The sequence below is a fragment of the Capnocytophaga cynodegmi genome (assembly GCF_002302475.1).
GTDB lineage: Bacteria > Bacteroidota > Bacteroidia > Flavobacteriales > Flavobacteriaceae > Capnocytophaga > Capnocytophaga cynodegmi.
The window spans coordinates 889,757-906,351 of record NZ_CP022378.1 but is presented as its reverse complement, the minus strand read 5'-3'; the positions used below and the strand labels follow the sequence as shown (position 1 = coordinate 906,351).

Annotated in this window: 17 protein-coding genes; 14 read left to right on the top strand and 3 right to left on the bottom strand. The window is 32.2% G+C overall.

Going from position 1 to position 16,595, the window contains the following annotated elements:
- Positions 1 to 202 precede the first annotated feature (202 nt).
- From CGC48_RS04175 to CGC48_RS04115, 13 genes are all read left to right on the top strand, one after another.
- Entirely contained in the window at positions 203 to 1,051 is an 849-nt protein-coding gene (locus CGC48_RS04175; RefSeq protein ID WP_098028570.1) for an ABC transporter ATP-binding protein, read from the top strand.
- Positions 1,048 to 1,824, top strand: coding sequence for a hypothetical protein (locus CGC48_RS04170; RefSeq protein ID WP_098028569.1), 777 nt, complete (start codon positions 1,048 to 1,050; stop codon positions 1,822 to 1,824). The genes CGC48_RS04175 and CGC48_RS04170 overlap by 4 nt, the downstream gene beginning before the upstream one ends.
- A gap of 2 nt (positions 1,825 to 1,826) precedes the next feature.
- Positions 1,827 to 2,198, top strand: coding sequence for a GntR family transcriptional regulator (locus CGC48_RS04165; RefSeq protein ID WP_232780543.1), 372 nt, complete (start codon positions 1,827 to 1,829; stop codon positions 2,196 to 2,198).
- Between the two features lie 7 nt (positions 2,199 to 2,205).
- Positions 2,206 to 2,955 (top strand): hypothetical protein, encoded by a 750-nt coding sequence (locus CGC48_RS04160; protein WP_157909864.1) that lies wholly within the window; start codon positions 2,206 to 2,208, stop codon positions 2,953 to 2,955.
- A gap of 226 nt (positions 2,956 to 3,181) precedes the next feature.
- Entirely contained in the window at positions 3,182 to 5,782 is a 2,601-nt protein-coding gene (locus CGC48_RS04155) for a TlpA family protein disulfide reductase (RefSeq protein WP_098028566.1), read from the top strand.
- Between the two features lie 119 nt (positions 5,783 to 5,901).
- Positions 5,902 to 6,444, top strand: coding sequence for a YceD family protein (locus CGC48_RS04150; RefSeq protein WP_098028565.1), 543 nt, complete (start codon positions 5,902 to 5,904; stop codon positions 6,442 to 6,444).
- A 3-nt stretch (positions 6,445 to 6,447) separates the two neighbouring features.
- A complete protein-coding gene (gene rpmF / locus CGC48_RS04145; protein WP_018280292.1) occupies positions 6,448 to 6,642 on the top strand; it encodes a 50S ribosomal protein L32 in 195 nt (64 codons plus the stop codon).
- A 229-nt stretch (positions 6,643 to 6,871) separates the two neighbouring features.
- Positions 6,872 to 8,185 (top strand): TolC family protein, encoded by a 1,314-nt coding sequence (locus CGC48_RS04140; protein WP_098028564.1) that lies wholly within the window; start codon positions 6,872 to 6,874, stop codon positions 8,183 to 8,185.
- A gap of 58 nt (positions 8,186 to 8,243) precedes the next feature.
- Positions 8,244 to 9,521, top strand: a complete 1,278-nt coding sequence (locus CGC48_RS04135; RefSeq protein ID WP_098028563.1) for an efflux RND transporter periplasmic adaptor subunit — start codon at positions 8,244 to 8,246, stop codon at positions 9,519 to 9,521.
- Between the two features lie 75 nt (positions 9,522 to 9,596).
- Positions 9,597 to 10,184: a peptide deformylase gene (gene def / locus CGC48_RS04130; protein WP_098028562.1), complete on the top strand. Its 588-nt coding sequence runs from the start codon at positions 9,597 to 9,599 to the stop codon at positions 10,182 to 10,184.
- A 68-nt stretch (positions 10,185 to 10,252) separates the two neighbouring features.
- Positions 10,253 to 10,687 carry a DUF5606 family protein gene (locus CGC48_RS04125; protein ID WP_018280288.1) on the top strand — a complete coding sequence of 145 codons (435 nt, stop codon included), beginning with the start codon at positions 10,253 to 10,255 and terminating at the stop codon, positions 10,685 to 10,687.
- 59 nt (positions 10,688 to 10,746) lie between these two features.
- The gene (locus CGC48_RS04120) at positions 10,747 to 12,168 is read left to right on the top strand and encodes a leucyl aminopeptidase family protein (RefSeq protein WP_098028561.1); all 1,422 of its coding nucleotides are present in this window, start codon (positions 10,747 to 10,749) and stop codon (positions 12,166 to 12,168) included.
- 202 nt (positions 12,169 to 12,370) lie between these two features.
- A complete protein-coding gene (locus tag CGC48_RS04115; RefSeq protein WP_098029752.1) occupies positions 12,371 to 14,314 on the top strand; it encodes a family 20 glycosylhydrolase in 1,944 nt (647 codons plus the stop codon).
- Positions 14,315 to 14,422: 108 nt separating this feature from the next.
- Here the strand turns inward: CGC48_RS04115 and CGC48_RS04110 are convergent, their stop codons facing one another.
- From CGC48_RS04110 to CGC48_RS04100, 3 genes are read right to left on the bottom strand one after another with little or no spacing between them, the layout of a single operon-like run.
- Positions 14,423 to 14,632 carry a helix-turn-helix domain-containing protein gene (locus CGC48_RS04110; RefSeq protein WP_018280269.1) on the bottom strand — a complete coding sequence of 70 codons (210 nt, stop codon included), beginning with the start codon at positions 14,630 to 14,632 and terminating at the stop codon, positions 14,423 to 14,425.
- A gap of 4 nt (positions 14,633 to 14,636) precedes the next feature.
- Entirely contained in the window at positions 14,637 to 15,116 is a 480-nt protein-coding gene (locus tag CGC48_RS04105) for a DUF2975 domain-containing protein (RefSeq protein ID WP_013998107.1), read from the bottom strand.
- A 4-nt stretch (positions 15,117 to 15,120) separates the two neighbouring features.
- Positions 15,121 to 15,660 (bottom strand): DUF2975 domain-containing protein, encoded by a 540-nt coding sequence (locus tag CGC48_RS04100; protein WP_098028560.1) that lies wholly within the window; start codon positions 15,658 to 15,660, stop codon positions 15,121 to 15,123.
- Positions 15,661 to 15,912: 252 nt separating this feature from the next.
- Here CGC48_RS04100 and CGC48_RS04095 point away from each other — a divergent pair, with 252 nt between their 5' ends.
- Entirely contained in the window at positions 15,913 to 16,575 is a 663-nt protein-coding gene (locus CGC48_RS04095; protein ID WP_198537153.1) for a hypothetical protein, read from the top strand.
- Positions 16,576 to 16,595: the final 20 nt, after the last annotated feature.

Sequence of the window (16,595 nt, the reverse complement as noted above, 5' to 3'; positions counted from 1 at the left end):
AAAAGTTAAATGAGTTAAAATTTGAAATGAAATTTATTGAATTGTTTTTTAACCTTTGTAGAAAATAATATGCTGATAATCTTTCTGTTCGAGGTGTTGGAAGCGAAGAAAAACTATTTTTTGTCTCAAAAGTTTGCAAGTATGATTTTTTGTATTACTTTTGAGGTGTAATAGTAAAGTAATACACTAAAACACTTTTTTTATGATAACGGTTAAAAATTTAGATTTTTCTTTTCGTAAGAAAACCATCTTTACAGATTTGAATTTGCATATTGAGCGAGGACAAATCTGTGGTTTGTTTGGGAAAAATGGAGTAGGGAAAACCACGTTTTTGTACAACATCGCAGGGTTGCTTTTCCCTAATCGAGGGACAATTCAAGTTTTAGGATTTGTTCCAAAGGAGAGAAAAACGAGCTTTTTACAAGAAATTTTTGTAATCCCTGATGAGGTTTATTTGCCTGACACTTCGGTTGAAAAATATCAGAAGAACCTATCTGTATTTTATCCGAAATTTAGCTTAGAGCAATTCCAGAAATTTTTACACGCTTTTGAAGTTTCGGAAAAAGATAAACTCCATAAGTTGAGCTACGGACAAAGAAAAAAAGTGCTGATTAGCTTTGCATTAGCAGCAAATACTTCGTTGGTGTTGATGGACGAACCTACTAACGGATTGGATATTAATGCAAAAACGCAGTTTCGTAAAATTATGGTAGAAATAATGAATGATGAGCGTTGTTTTGTCATCAGTACGCATCAGGCGAAGGATTTGGAAAACCTCATCGACCGAGTGATTGTTTTAGATGAAAAAAATGTGCTTTTCAATCAGTCAATGCAAGAAATTTCTCAGTGTTTAGAATTTAAAGCAACACACAACAAAAATCAGCGTGAAGAAGCCTTCTATTTGGAAGAAAGTTTCTTCGGAGATATGCTTGTTTTGCCTAATAATGGTTACAATGAGAGCAAAATAGATTTGGAATTGCTCTATAAAGCTGTTATTTCAAATCCAAAAAAAGTAAATGATTGGTTTAACTCTAATACTACGAAAATATGAAACAATTTTTCAACTTATTTAGGAAAGAATTAAGTGAAAATGCAAAGAATTTGACTTATATTTTCATTGCTACAACCTTAATAGTGCCTGCTATTATGGCATATTCTTATTTTATAAGAGTAAAAGAAGAAGTTTTTTATGAAGTAAATTTTATATCAATATATCCCTTTATGATTTTGATTATTGGAATCTTATCTTCTTATTTGGCATTTCGTTTTGTAGAAAAGAAAAACAAAATTATTGCAGAAATAAGCCTTCCGGCAAGTATTTTTCAAAAGTGGTTAGTTAAATTTGTCGTATATACTATTTTTCATCTGATATTTTATTCGTTATTATTCTTTCTGATGTATAAAATAGGTATTTTTATGATAGAAAAAAATAATATTAGCATAGAACCTTATAGTGTTTTTGATAAAGATTCGTTAGACGGCTTTATTGTTGCATCTATTGTTACTTATTTTATGACACAATCTTTTTTCTATTCATCAATACTTACATTTAAGCGTTTTGCTTTTCTAAAATCTCTTGTAACAGTTTCATTAGGCATATTTTTATTTATAATCTTTAATCTTTATCTTACAGGTATTTTAGGCAGAGAAGATATTTTCTTTGTTACAGATAGAATAACAATAGATTCATACGGTTCTTATGAAGTTTATTATAAAGCATCTTATGCTTTTTATATTTTGAAGAGTAATTTGTTTGTAGTAGGACTTCCTTTACTATTTTATATGGTTTCTTATTTTAAATTTAAAGAAAAAGAAGTACGATGACTATGGAAATTAAAAATAATGGTCAAGCCATTTACCTTCAAATCGTTGATTTTGTTTGCCAAAAGATATTATTAGGTGAATGGCAGCCCGAAACTAAAATACCAAGTGTTCGTGAATTGGCAATACAGGTTAGTGTCAATCCGAATACGATAGCCCGAAGTTATGAGTTCTTAAAAAATAATGGAATTATCATTGACAAACGTGGAATTGGGTATTTTGTGGAAAAAAATGGAATAGAACAAGCACGAAAATATCGCCAACAAGAATTTTTACAAAACGAACTTCCTGTTTTATTCAATACGCTTTATGTATTAGGAATTGAACTTGATGAATTACAACAACATTACGAAAATTTTAAAAACAATTTAAATTAAAAATAGAATGAAAACAAGTAATAAATTATTATTATTGGTATTTTCAATAATTATTATATTTCCAATAATAGAATTTTTCATCATAAAATCAATGAAAGAAGTAAAAAAACCTTCTGTAAAGTATAGATGGAGCTATGTGAAAGATTCGTTAGAGATAAAAAAACTTCCTGACTTTAAACATTTAAAAATAACAGGAGAAAGAGGAATGTTAGATAGCATTGGTGAAATTTTATTTGTATATAAAGATACTTCGTATGCATTTATTGATTATAGTTTGAATAAAGAAAGCATATCATTTACTTCAAATAACGATACATTAACACTTAAAATTGATAAAAATATAGGAGGTAATTGGAAAAATTTACATTTTATTGGCATTCATTCTCCTGTTTTAGAATCAGTATCCCTTGATAATGTATGGCTTAGAGTTAATACACTTTCAAAATACAGAAATAAAACAACTACAACATTTAATTTAAATAAAAGTAGAATTTATTTTGATGTATATGACTTTAGTGGAGAAGATTATAAATATCATAATGTTAAAAATGAAATGTCTTATCAAAAAATAATCCTAAATGGGATAGATAGCGAATTTATATTAAATGAAATAACAAGCGACACGATTAAAGTCGATATTAAAGGAAACTCGATATTCTCTTCAAAAGCTATTTATAAGGATATTTCAGGAAATATAAGCAAAGAAACCAAAATAGATTACTATAATAGTAAAAAAGATAATATAAAATTTGAATAACTCTTTCTTAATTATAAATAAAAATAAGCTACTTATACAAAAATCATCTCATTTATTTCAAAATAACAAATAAGATATTCTCATTTAGTATAAATTAAGATAGGACAATGTCAAAAGTTATTTATTAATTTTATTTCACGATTAAAAAGATATATACAACGAATGGAATAAAATAATTTTTCTGAATTTAAGGATTAAATTAATCAATAAAATAAAAAATTAAATTATGAAACACTTATTTTTAATTAAAACAATGCTTTTATGTTTCATTTTTCAATGTAATATAAAAGCGCAATCTCTGAATGAAATTCCTGAAAATCTTCACGGATTTTGGAAATTTCAAGTGGAAAAGAAAGGTGATTGGAATGGAATTCACGTAGGTAAAAATTATGTGGAAGTGCTTTATAATCTTGTTCCAATAGAAAGTATAAAGCAAAAAGATAATAGGTATGAATTAGTTTTAAATGCTTATGGGAGATTTTTAGATGCAAGTATAACTTTAATAGAACAAGATAAGGCAAAGTTTGTTTTTGGCAATAAAGAATTTGAGTGTACAAAATACAATGCTGACCCTGATATTGTTTTATTAAAACCTTCAAACTATAAAAAAGTAATTAAAGGAATCTTGACAAGGGAAAATAATCCTCGGAAACAGCTTTCTATTACTAAAGATACACTTCATTGGAATAATGCTGATTGGAAAATACATTGGTTAGGAAAATACTTGGATAAGGAATATCGTGCTTTGATTGAATATAATAATTCCTTCAAGATGGTGTATATTACACATTCTGATAATAACATAAAATTCAGAACTGAAAACAATGATGAAATATATAAAATAGGGGAAAAGATTCAGTCGAACTATCTTTACGGAACGTGGTGCAACCCTACGACCAATGAATGGGTTATTGGTTTCTTTGACAAGATAGTTGTGTATAAAAATGAAGCTTGGACATATCAGTATAGTAAGAAAGACGAAAATACATATCAAATTACTTTATCACAAGAAGATAAAAAGGAAACGATAACGTGTTCTTTTACAGGAAGATGCAAAAATGAACTTACGCTTCTTGATGGGAATCAAAAAATAGATTTAAAATACGAAAATCGCCCTCAATCGTATTTAACAGAGGATAAACACTCGTTTTTGGATAACAATTACAAAAAAGAAAAAGTAACGATTAGAGGGTTTTTACAGAAAATGCCTCATAAAAAGCCTTTTAAAATAACTGTTCCGAATTTAATTACAGATGAAGAGGATGAGTTTTTTGCTGATATTGATAAAAATGGTTGTTTTTCAATCACTTTTGAAGTATTGAACACTTCATTTATTTTGATGGATTGGGGGAGAACTTATTTGCCTGATGTAGTTGAACCTGGAGAAGAATATTTTTTATATATTGATTATAAAAATCAAGATTTTAGAGGTAATAAAGAGGCTATTGTTTGGCAAATGGGTAAAAATGCACGCCTTCATAGGGAACTCACAAGCTATTTTTCTTTTGCGAAATCAGACTTTTTCCCTCATATTGATAGAAGCCTTCCTTCAGATGTATTTCTAAGCAAAAGTAGAGAGGCATTAAGAAATGAATTAAAGGAAATAAAGCAATTTGTAAGATTAAATAAAGTGATTTCTAAAAGAACTCTGTATTTTATTGAGAAATTTAAGCTTACGGTGATGGCAAGAGATATGATGCAACGAAAATTTGACTTAGAAAGAAGTAAAGAGGGTAATTTTAGTGCTGATTATATGGCACTTGCTGATTCTGTATTTCAAAATATGCCGAAACCATTAACATTAATGCGATCAAATACCTTTTTGAATGATTATACAGCTTATTATAATGAAAAAGTATTCCTAAAACCAGATTTTATAGGTAATTTGGAGGTAATGAAGTATTTCGATAAGCATAAAATGGTTAATTTATCAGAGAAAGAGTACACGGCAACACATAAATTAGAAGAAATGGCTCAGAAAACATTTGAGTTACGTCAGCAAAAAGCGGATTCGACAACGTTTGCGAATCATTTTGCCTTATTTAAACCTTATATTGATGATTTTAATGCTTTTGCTTTTACAAAATCGTATGAAAAGCTATTTACTGAGCAATTTCCTAAAATAAAAGATGAAGTTGTGTATATCCCAATGCTAAAAAGAGAGCTTTCAACTTTGGATTCATTGAAAGTCTCGCCAGAAGTTAAGGAAATAATGTATGCAGGAAGAGCGTATAACATTTACGAAGGAGAAAGTCGCTCTTTAACGCAAAAAGAGTGGGAATTTTTCGCTTCGAATATAAAAAGTAGTGAAATATTGAGTATTTTAGAGGATGAACAAAGTAAATACAATGCTGTTCAAGGTCAAGATGTTAAATATTCAGAATCATTAAAACGCACTGAACATTTAAAAGATGCTAAAAATGCCGATGAGCTTTTCAAAAAACTAACAGAACCTTATCTGGGAAAAGTGATTTACATTGATTTTTGGGGCACTTGGTGTGCACCTTGTCGTGAACAAATGAAGTATATTGGTAAAGTAAAAGAAGAATTAAAAGGAAAAGACGTCGTATTTATGTACTTTGCCAATCGTTCCCCAGAAGATTCTTGGAAAAATATTTTAAAACAATATAATCTGACGGGCGAAAGTGTAGTGCATTACAATCTTCCTGATGAACAACAAAGTATGTTAGAACGTCGTTTAGGAGTTAAGAGTTTTCCTACGTATATGATAATTGATAAACAGGGAAATATTGTTTCAACAAAGCCCCCAATGCCTATCCAACAAGAAGTATTAGTTCAAGAACTCATCAAGTGGATTGAGAAATAATTATCAAATAAGTCAAATCCAAAAAATAGTAATTTTCTTTTAAAAATATTTGATATTTAGAATAAAGTTGTATATTTGCACTCGCTGAAAAACGATTTGGTTTTGTAAACTTGTAGGAAATGAGGAAGTTAAAGGAATATGATATCTCTTTTGCGGGGTTGAAACAAGGAAAACATCAATTCGTTTATGAGGTTGATAAAAAGTTCTTGGATTCATTTGGGTATGATGATGTGAACAATCTTCATCAGGTTGTAACTGTTGAGTTGGATAAAAAAAGCACTTTACTTGAGTTGCATTTTAGAAATGAGGGAGTTGTGAATGTTAATTGTGATTTATCCAATGAGCCTTTTGATATGAAAGTTGAGGGAGAACTTTTTTTGGTGGTAAAATTTGGGGAGGAGTACAATGATGAAGATGATGAGCTACTCATTTTGCCACACGGAGAACATTTGCTTAATGTAGCCCAATACATTTATGAACTTATTGTGCTTTCAATACCAGTAAAGCGTGTTCATCCTGAGGTTGAAAAAGGAACATTACACTCCGATATTTTAGATAAATTAGAGGAGTTAACCCCTAAAGAAGAACTTGAAGAAAGTGAATATATAGACCCGAGATGGGAAAGTTTGAAAAAAATAATAATAACTGATAAAGAAAAATAAGAAATGGCACATCCTAAGAGAAGACAGTCAAGAACAAGAAGAGATAAGAGAAGAACACACGATAAGGCAGTAGTTCCTCAAATTGCAAAAGACCCAACAACGGGTGAAAATCACTTATATCACAGAGCTCACTGGCACGAAGGAAAATTGTACTATCGTGGTCAAGTGTTGGTGGATAACACTGAAAAAAGCGAATAAAGATTTTGATTTCATAATAAACATTTTTAAAATTAAACTCGAAGAAGCTATCCGTGAGGGTGGCTTCTTTTTTTATTTGATTTATAGTCTATTACAAAAAAATCCTAAAAATAATTTCAAAAAATATAATCAATACTGAAAAAAATTAATATCTTGGCAGACAGATTTTGATTTGGGAGGTAAAAATCTTAATTATTTATCATCGTTTCTTACTTTTTTATTATTGAAAATGAAGAATTTATTGTTTATATTTTTACTAATATCATCTTTTTCGATGTATTCTCAAAAACTTTGGACTTTGGAAGACTGTATTGAATATGCCCTGCAAAATAACATATCTATCAAACAATCAGAAATTGATTTAAAAACGACTGATATTGATAAATTACAGGCAAGAGGTACTTTTTTCCCTTCATTCAATGGGAATGTCACTTACAATCTTAATGAGGGAAAGAACATTAATCCTGTTACCAACCAGTATGAAAATGCTTTTTTTCAATCGGCTTCTGGAGGGGTAAATATGGATGTAACGGTTTTTGCTGGTTTGCAGAATTGGCGTAGATTAAAACTTGCAGAGCTTAATAAGATAGCATCTCAGTATAAACTTGATAAAATGAAAGATGATATTATTTTGATGATAATCAATGCATATCTTGAAATTTTATCCAACAAAGAACAAATTAAAAAATTAAATATTCAGCTTGAAGTTTCTAAAGAAAATTTGAAAAGAACTCAGGACTTAATCGAAGCGGGTTCTTTGCCTAAAGGGGATTTATATGAGGCTGAATCGCAGTTTTTTTCGCAGGAACAACAAATTATTGCTACCGAAAATGCTCTTTTTATTTCAAAAATGGGATTGGCTCAGTTGCTATTGCTGAAAAATTATCAGGATTTTGAAATCGCAGACACATCTCTCGAAATTCCTATAACAGATATTCTTTCAAAAACTCCAACTGAAATTCTTGAAAGGGCGAAGGAAGTCACCCAAGATGTGAAAATTGCTCAAGCAAATGTGGATTTAGCAGAAAGTAATTTGAAGTTGGCTCGTTCTGCGTACTCTCCAAGACTTTCTGCACAATGGGGATATAACTCACGTTGGTCGAAAAATTATCCTGAAAATTTTTGGAGACAGATAGACCAAAATAAAGGAATGTACGCGGGACTATCTCTCACAATTCCAGTATTCAACGGCTTTTCAACAGTAGGAAACATCAAACGTCAAGAAATCAATTTACTCAGAAGTCAATGGAATAAGCAACAGGCAGAACTCACTATAGAAAAGAATGTATATCAGGCTTATACAGATGCATCAAATGCTAAAAAATTATTTGAAGCTACAGAGAAAACCTTACAGGCTAAGAAACAATCGTACGTCTATGCTAACGAACGTCACGCAGTAGGCTTGATGAATACTTTTGATTTTAATCAAGCGAAATATCAGTATGAAAATGCTGAAAATGAAAGTATTAGAGCAAAATATCAATATATATTTAAAATAAAAGTTTTGCAATATTATTTTAATGGATTGAATATCAATAGATAGAGAATAATTATTTTGAGATTTTCATATTAATAAAAATTGTCCTTAAGTTGATAAAACTATGAAAAGAAAGACTTTATTCATAATAATAGCTATTGTTTTGGGCTTAATATTGCTAATTGTTGGCAAAAAAGCTGGATGGTTTGGAGGAGAACCAGAAGGTAAAGAAGTGGAAACTCAGGAGGTTTTATTGAAAACACTAACGCAAAAGGTTTCAGCAACGGGTAAAATTCAGCCAGAATTGGAAATTAAATTATCTTCCGAAGTTTCAGGTGAGATTATTGAACTTCCTGTAGTTGAGGGACAAATGGTAAAAAAAGGAGACCTTTTGGTACGTGTCAATCCCAATGTGTATGAATCTGTTGTGAACAGAAGTATTGCTGGGCTTGAGACCGTGAAAGCCTCATTACAACAAGCTGAAGCAACTTTAAAAGAAAGCGAGGAAAGCTACAAGCGTAGCAAAGTTTTATATGAAAAAGGTGTGATTTCAAAATCAGATTGGGAAAAAGCTACATCTGCTTATGATATTGCAAAAGCGAACAGAGAATCGGCTCGTTTTAATGTTCAAAGTGCGATGGCAAGTGTAACAGAGTCAAGGGATAATTTGAGAAAAACGACTATCTTTTCACCAACTGATGGAACCATTTCTAAGCTTGGCGTGGAGTTGGGAGAACGTGTGGTTGGTACAGTGCAAATGACTGGAACGGAAATTATGCGTGTTGCTGACTTGAGCCGTATGGAAGTGGAAGTTGATGTAAATGAGAACGATATAGTTAAAGTGAGTGTAGGAGATAGTGTTAATGTTGAGGTTGATGCATATTTGAAGAAAGTTTTCAAAGGAACTGTAACTAACATTGCAAACACAGCCAATGCAACAACGAGTGTTGACCAAGTTACTAATTTTAAAGTAAAAATTCGTATTGAAGAAAGTTCCTATCAGGATTTGTTAAAGGATAAAAAAGCTGGTTATTCGCCTTTCCGACCAGGAATGACAGCCACAGTGGATATCCTTACCGAAACTAAGAAAGATGTACTTGCGGTGCCGATAAGTGCCATAGTTGTTAAAAAAATGTCAGAGATTAATCCTGAAACGCCAAAAGAGGAAGCCGAAAAACGGCAAGAAGCGGTTTTTGTCTTAAAAGATGGAAAAGCAGAACTAAAAGTCGTTTCTACTGGGATTCAGGATAATACAAATATTGAAGTTTTATCAGGAATTGAAAAAGGAGAACAAATAATAGTAGGACCTTATAGTTTGGTAGGTAAAACACTGAGAAAAGGAGATAGAGTAATCAAAAAGGCTAAGAACAAGGAAGATGAAACTGATAAGCTCTCAGATTAATCGGAAACTTGAGCATATAATATTACAAATATCAACTTTATTTATTACTTTTGCAGTCTTTAATACTGAAAAATTATGGTTCTACCTATTGTAGCTTATGGAGATGCTGTACTTAGAAAAGTAGGTACAGATATTACAGCAGATTATCCAAATTTGAAGGAATTGATAACCAATATGTTCGAGACGATGGAAGCAAGTCACGGAGTTGGGTTGGCTGCTCCTCAAATTGGTTTGCCGATTCGTTTGTTTGTTATTGATGCATCACCATTTGGAGAGGATGAGGATTTAAGTGCAGAAGAACAGGAATTTCTGAAAAGTTTTAGAAAAACATTCATAAATGCTAAAATTATTGAAGAAACAGGAGATAAGTGGAGCTTCAATGAAGGTTGTTTGAGTATTCCTGGAGTGAGGGAAGATGTATTGCGACATAAGCAACTTACAATTAGTTATTTAGATGAAAATTTTGTTCCTCAAGAGCTAACGGTTGATGGACTTGCCGCACGAATTATTCAACACGAATACGACCATATTGAGGGAATTTTATTCACAGACAAGCTTTCGGCTTTTAAAAAACGATTGTTGAAAGGAAAGCTTACAGACATTAGTAAGGGGAAAGTAAATGTGGATTACAGAATGCGTTTCCCTGATGCGAAAAAGAGATAAGATAGGAATTATAAACGTAAAAGTTTGATATACAAGAAATAAGAAGTTAATTTTTATAGTATAAGAAAATGAATTTAAACAAAATTTTAGCCATTTCGGGCAAACCAGGATTATATCATTTGGAATCGCAAACACGTACAGGATTTTTAGCTACATCGTTGCTGGACGGAAAACGTATTTCAGTAGGAATACGAAGTAATGTGAGTTTGCTTTCGGAAATTGCTATCTATACATTGGAAACAGAAGTTCCTCTAAGAGAGGTATTTAAAAATATTAAGGAGAAAGAAAATAACGGAAAAACAAGTATTTCTCATAAATCTGATGATACTGCATTGGAAGAATATTTCTTCAATGTTTTGCCTAATTATGATGAAAATCGTGTGTATGTAAGCGATATCAAAAAAGTAATACAATGGTACAACCTACTTCTTGAAAAAGGGTATCTGGAAGAAACTTCAGAAGAAGAGAATGTTTCTGAAAAAGAAGAAGTTGTTAAAGAATAATTTATTATGAGACGATGTAATGCATCGTCTTTTTTTTGTAATTTTGAAAAAGAAAAAGTATGAAAATTCAATCGTTTAAAAACATCAATGAAGAACAACCTGTAGATGTAACGATATATCTTACAGAAAGTTTGAACAGCCTGCCAGCTACACTTTATCCATATCTTGAAAAGTACTTTGAGAAGAAGAAAAATGTTGTTATTTCAATTCCAACATCGGAACAACCTTTGATAATTGCTTTGTTCTTGGAGAATTCAGAAAAACAGAGTGTTACCAATGAAAAAGCGAGAATTCTTGGAAATGAGATTCTTACTTTGTTAAAAAAAGAAGATTATTCCACAGCAAATCTTATTTCAACAGTGGGAGAGCAGATTACTTTGACGACTCTGGAAGGAATGCTTTTAGGAGATTATCATTTTACGAAGTACAAAACCAAAGAAGAAGATAAAAAGGAAAAAGATATTCAGATTTACGCAGAAATTGACGAAACTAAGATAGATGAACTTGTTGGCTTGTTGGAAACGGTTTCTATTGCTCGTGATTTGGTAAATGAGCCGCCATCTGTTTTAACAACAACTCGTTTTTCAGAAGAAATTCAGACTTTAGGAAATCACTACGGATTTGACGTTAATGTGCTAAGTAAATCACAAATTAAGAAACTCAGAATGGGAGGATTACTTGGTGTTAATGCTGGAAGTGATGTGCCACCAACATTTAATATTCTGACGTGGAGACCGCAAAACGCTAAAAATCAACAGCCTTATATTTTTGTAGGAAAAGGAGTTGTTTATGATACAGGAGGATATAACGTGAAGCCTGGTAGCTATATGGATACGATGAAATCGGATATGGCAGGAGCTGCTGCTGTGGTTGGATTACTTTGTGCTGTGGCTCAAAATAAATTACCTATTCACGTCATAGGATTAATCCCTGCAACGGATAACCGAATTAATAGTAACGCTTTTGTATCTGATGATGTGCTCACAATGATGAACGGCACTACCGTAGAGGTGAAAAATACAGATGCGGAAGGTCGTCTTATTTTGGCAGATGCTTTGGTGTACGCTCAGAACTTGAATCCTAAAATAGTGATTGATTTGGCAACACTGACTGGTGCAGCTGCTCGGGTTACAGGTCATTACGGAAGTGCTTTTATGGGGAATGCTTCCACAGAAATTAAGCAAAGTTTGCAACAATCTGGGGAAATGGTATTTGAAAGATTGACAGAACTTCCTTTCTGGGATGAATTTGCAGAAGATTTAGAGTCGCCTATTGCCGATATTAAAAATTTGGGTAAACCCGAAGGTGGAGCTTCTTCCGCTGGAAAATTCTTGGAACATTTTACTAACTATCCTTGGTTGCATATAGATATTGCAGGAACAGCCTTTCTTACAGCTCCTTATCGTTATTTTAAAGCAGGTGCAACTGGTGTGGGCATTCGATTATTATATCATTTTTTGAAGAAAGAGGAAAATATTTAGAAGTAAAAAGTTAAGCGTCTGTTTAAAAAAGATATTACAGGAATTTGTATAGTGTGATTTTATAAGCATAAAAAAATGATTGTCAGATGTTCATATTAAAAGTTTGTTTAAATTTTACTTAATAAAATTTAAACAAACTTTAAAACTTGTTATTTTGTTACTTTTCCGCTATTTTTGCCAAGAAACCAACATTTTTCTTGATATGAAACATTTTATGATTATTGCTTTTTGTCTATTTTTTGGCATCAGCACGGCACAAAACACCAAACCTTTTGTAATTCCTGAACTTAGCCAGTGGCAACAGGGAAAGGGAAACTTCACAATTTCCGAAAAAACATCTATTTCAGCAGATATGAAATCGGCAGAAGTGGCACAAGCCTTTACTGATGATTTCAAAACGATGTTTGGAAAAAATCTGAAAATAAACAACTCAAAATCAGACATTCATTTTGAAATACATTCAGATATTTTGAAAGAAAAAGGGGAAGAAGCCTACCAAATCGAAATTGGGCAACAGATAAAAGTTAGTGCAAATTCCACCAAAGGGCTGTATTGGGCTACGCGTACTTTGTTGCAACTTTCCGAACAATCTTTTGACCTTCCTTGCGGAACCATCATAGACTATCCGCAATATCCTCTTCGTGGTTTTATGCTCGATGTTGGCAGAAAATTCTTTACCATTGATTACCTCAAATCGGTAGTGAAATTGATGGCTTACTACAAGATGAATACCTTTCAAATTCACCTGAATGACAATGGGTTCAAGAAATTTTTCAATGAGGATTGGGACAAAACCTATTCTGCATTTCGGTTGGAAAGCACCTCTTTCCCTGATCTTGCTGCAAAAGATGGGCATTACACCAAAGATGAATTCCGTGAACTTCAAATAGATGCTCTAAAACAGGGAGTTACCATCATTCCAGAAATTGATGCTCCTGCACACACATTGGCTTTTGCTCATTATCTGCCCGAAATCGGAAGTGATAAATACGGCAAAGACCATGTGGATTTATTCAATCCGAAAACTTATGAATTTCTTAATCAGTTATTTAAAGAATATCTGGAAGGCGAAAATCCTGTTTTTGTAAATCTGTTAGTACATATCGGTACAGACGAATACAATAATGAAGACTCCGAAGTAGTAGAGAAATTTCGCTATTTCACAGACTATTATATCAAATATATCGAAAGTTTTGGCAAAAAAGCAGCTCTTTGGGGAGCTTTGACTCACGCCAAGGGCAAAACTCCTGTAAAAGTGGAAGATGTGCTAATGTTTTGCTGGTACAACGGATATGCTGAACCTCGCGATATGATTGCTTTGGGATATGATGTGGTTAGCATTCCTGATGGATTGGTGTACATTGTTCCACAAGCAGGATATTATTACGATTACTTGAATATCAAAAAGTTATATGAAAGTTGGACGCCAGCTACCATCGGAAAAGAAGTTTTTGAAGAAAATCATCCTCAAATTAAAGGTGGAATGTTTGCCGTTTGGAATGACCATTGCGGAAACGGAATCAGTCAGCAAGATGTTTATCATCGAGTATTTCCAGCAATGCAAACGCTTTCTGTAAAGATGTGGAACGGAAAAAACACAACGCTCCCTTTTGCTGACTTCAACAAGAAACGTCTCTTACTTAGTGAAGCCCCTGCGGTAAACGTATTAGGACGTCCTGAAAAAAATGAAAAAGGTGTAGTTTTTGAAATCAAAAATCCTGAAAAAGGTAAAGAATTGGGGCAAAAACTAACCGATATCGGCTATGATTACCGAGTAACTTTCTACATCAATGCCAAGAGCAATCCGAAAGGAACTGCTTTATTTACTTCTGATTACGCAACTTTCTATTTGTCAGACCCTAAAAGTGGAAAAGTAGGTTTTAGTCGTGATGGATACGATTATCAATTCAATTATTTTCTGCCGACAAACAAAAAACTGAAAATCATTGTTAAGGGAACTAATAAATCGACTTCGTTATACGTAAATGATGAACTTATCGAAACTTTGGAAATTGTTCCGCATAAAGATGATGCTCATTTGGACAAACCCCGAAAATGGATACAAACCTTAGTTTTCCCACTCAAAAAATTAGAACACTTCAACGGAAAAATTACCGATTTAAAAGTAGAATATTTGAAGGATTGATAAGAAAGCATATGGCATCAAGTATTTTGTCAGACTGAGCGAAGTCGAAGCCTGACAATGAAAATTGAAAAACAAAGGGAATGTAGTTAATCACATTCCCTTTGTTTTTTAAAGTTCTTCTTTATATTCCAAAATATCAGCAGGTTGGCAGTCAAGTGCTTTACAAATGGCTTCAAGGGTGCTAAATCGGATGGCTTTGGCTTTTCCTGTTTTCAAAATGGAAAGGTTGGAAAGCGTTAAACCTACTTTTTCCGAAAGCTCATTTAACGATATTTTTCGCTTTGCCATCATTACATCTAAATTTACAATAATTGGCATAATATCAAACAGTTAAATCATTTTCTTCCTTCATTTTTGTACTTATTTTAAGCACTTCACTCAAAGTCATAAATAACAAGCCCACAGCTATCTTAAACAACATAGGATTTGTATCCAATCGGAATCCTATATTTTTGCGTTCTATAACGCTATAAATCATTAAAGAAATATCAGTACATATAGTTATGATTATCAGTAGAATTCCTATTTTATTCAAGTTTTTAACCACTTTCTCGTTAAAAATTCGTACTCGAAGAAATAAGTATGCAGTTTTTCTGAAAAGATAAAGAATATATATGAACAAAAGATAACCAATATACCAAAGCCAAAGCACAATTTTAGCGAATAATGTGTCAGCCGTAACATCATAACCGTTCACTCTGATAGTCTCTTCCAAAAAGAATGAAATAAAACTCAAAACCCCGAAAATTGATAAAATAAATAGCAAGTCGAGAATAGTTTTTAGAATAAATATTTTTCGCATAATATCAAATAGTTAAATCGTTTTCTTCTTGTAAATCTGTTCCTTTTTTAAAAATGTAAGCAAGTACATACATAGTTGACCCTAAAAGAAGTATTATCCCCATATCCGATGCCGTTCTACGGTTAAATTCTTGGTATGACGGGGTGTTAATAAAAATAAAATCACTTATGGCTTGAAAAATAAATATGAAGCAACTCAAAGAAATAGCTATTTTGCTGATTTTTAAAAAATTGTCAGCTAATTTCTCTTTAAAAAACGAGTTGCTCACATTTAATTTTGAGACAGATTTAGCCGCTATCAAACTCATATAAATTTTTGAAAAGGCAATAATTAACTCAAAAAAAACAATAATTCCGTAATAAATTGGGTGATCTTGGAAGAAAATCAATTTTCTACCCCAGCTTGATGTGTTGTTCTCTCTCGAAAAAATCAAAGGAGATACGAATTCGAACAACATTCGTATTGCATCAAAAGAAAATATCACTAATATCAACCAAACAGTTAATTTAATGAGTTGAAAATCGGAAGATGTAATCTTTTTCATTGTATCTGATTTTAAAATTATGATGCGAACATAATAAATATTTATTGAAAAACAATAAATAATTTTTATTTTTCATTGAATATGTCATTTTCAAATTTTTCTTTGAAAGGAAATATTTATCTTTGCCTAATCTTGAAATAGCTGCAGTTCAGTGCGGTGTAGATTTGATTAACAACATATTTTATCAGAAATAGATGAGAATAGGGATTTTCAGAGCCTACGATGCTCATTACCAATTGTAGTTTTGAGTATATGAAGATTTTTATTGAAAAAGCTGGTTTTGAATCTTTTGTAAGACTATGTCAATATCAAGTTCCGCTAACAGAAAATGTTCTGGAACGTTACCAAAAATTCACTCAACGTGTAGAAGCCCGACAAAATATCAACGTTCACGAATTTACCCGGACCAGACAGGAGCGTCCCTTTATCGCAGGAGTTTTTGAGTTGATAAACAACTCGTATAAAGATATTTACGGATTTTCATCCGTAACAAAAAAAGAAACCGAGGAGTTTGCCAATCGCTTCTTACCACTGCTTAATCCCAAACTTATAAAAATCATTTGTGACCTCAGCGGAAAAGTCATCGCCTTTGTAATTGCGATGCCCGATTTGAGCGAAGGTGTCCGTAAAGCCAAAGGACGTTTACTTCCATTAGGTTGGTTTCATATATTACAAGCCTCCCGAAAATCAAAAAAATTGATGTTGCTTCTGGGTGCCATTGCCCCCGAAATGCAAAACAAAGGCTTAGATGCCGTGCTGGCGACCAAATTGTTTGCCTCTGCCCTGACACTTGGTTTTCAAGAAATAGACAGCCACCTGATTATGGAGAAAAACCTAAAAATGCGTAGTGAAATAGAACGTCTGCCCAATCATAAATTATATAAAGAATACACGATTTATAAAAAATCCATTTGAATTCATAAAAAAGAAAGTCT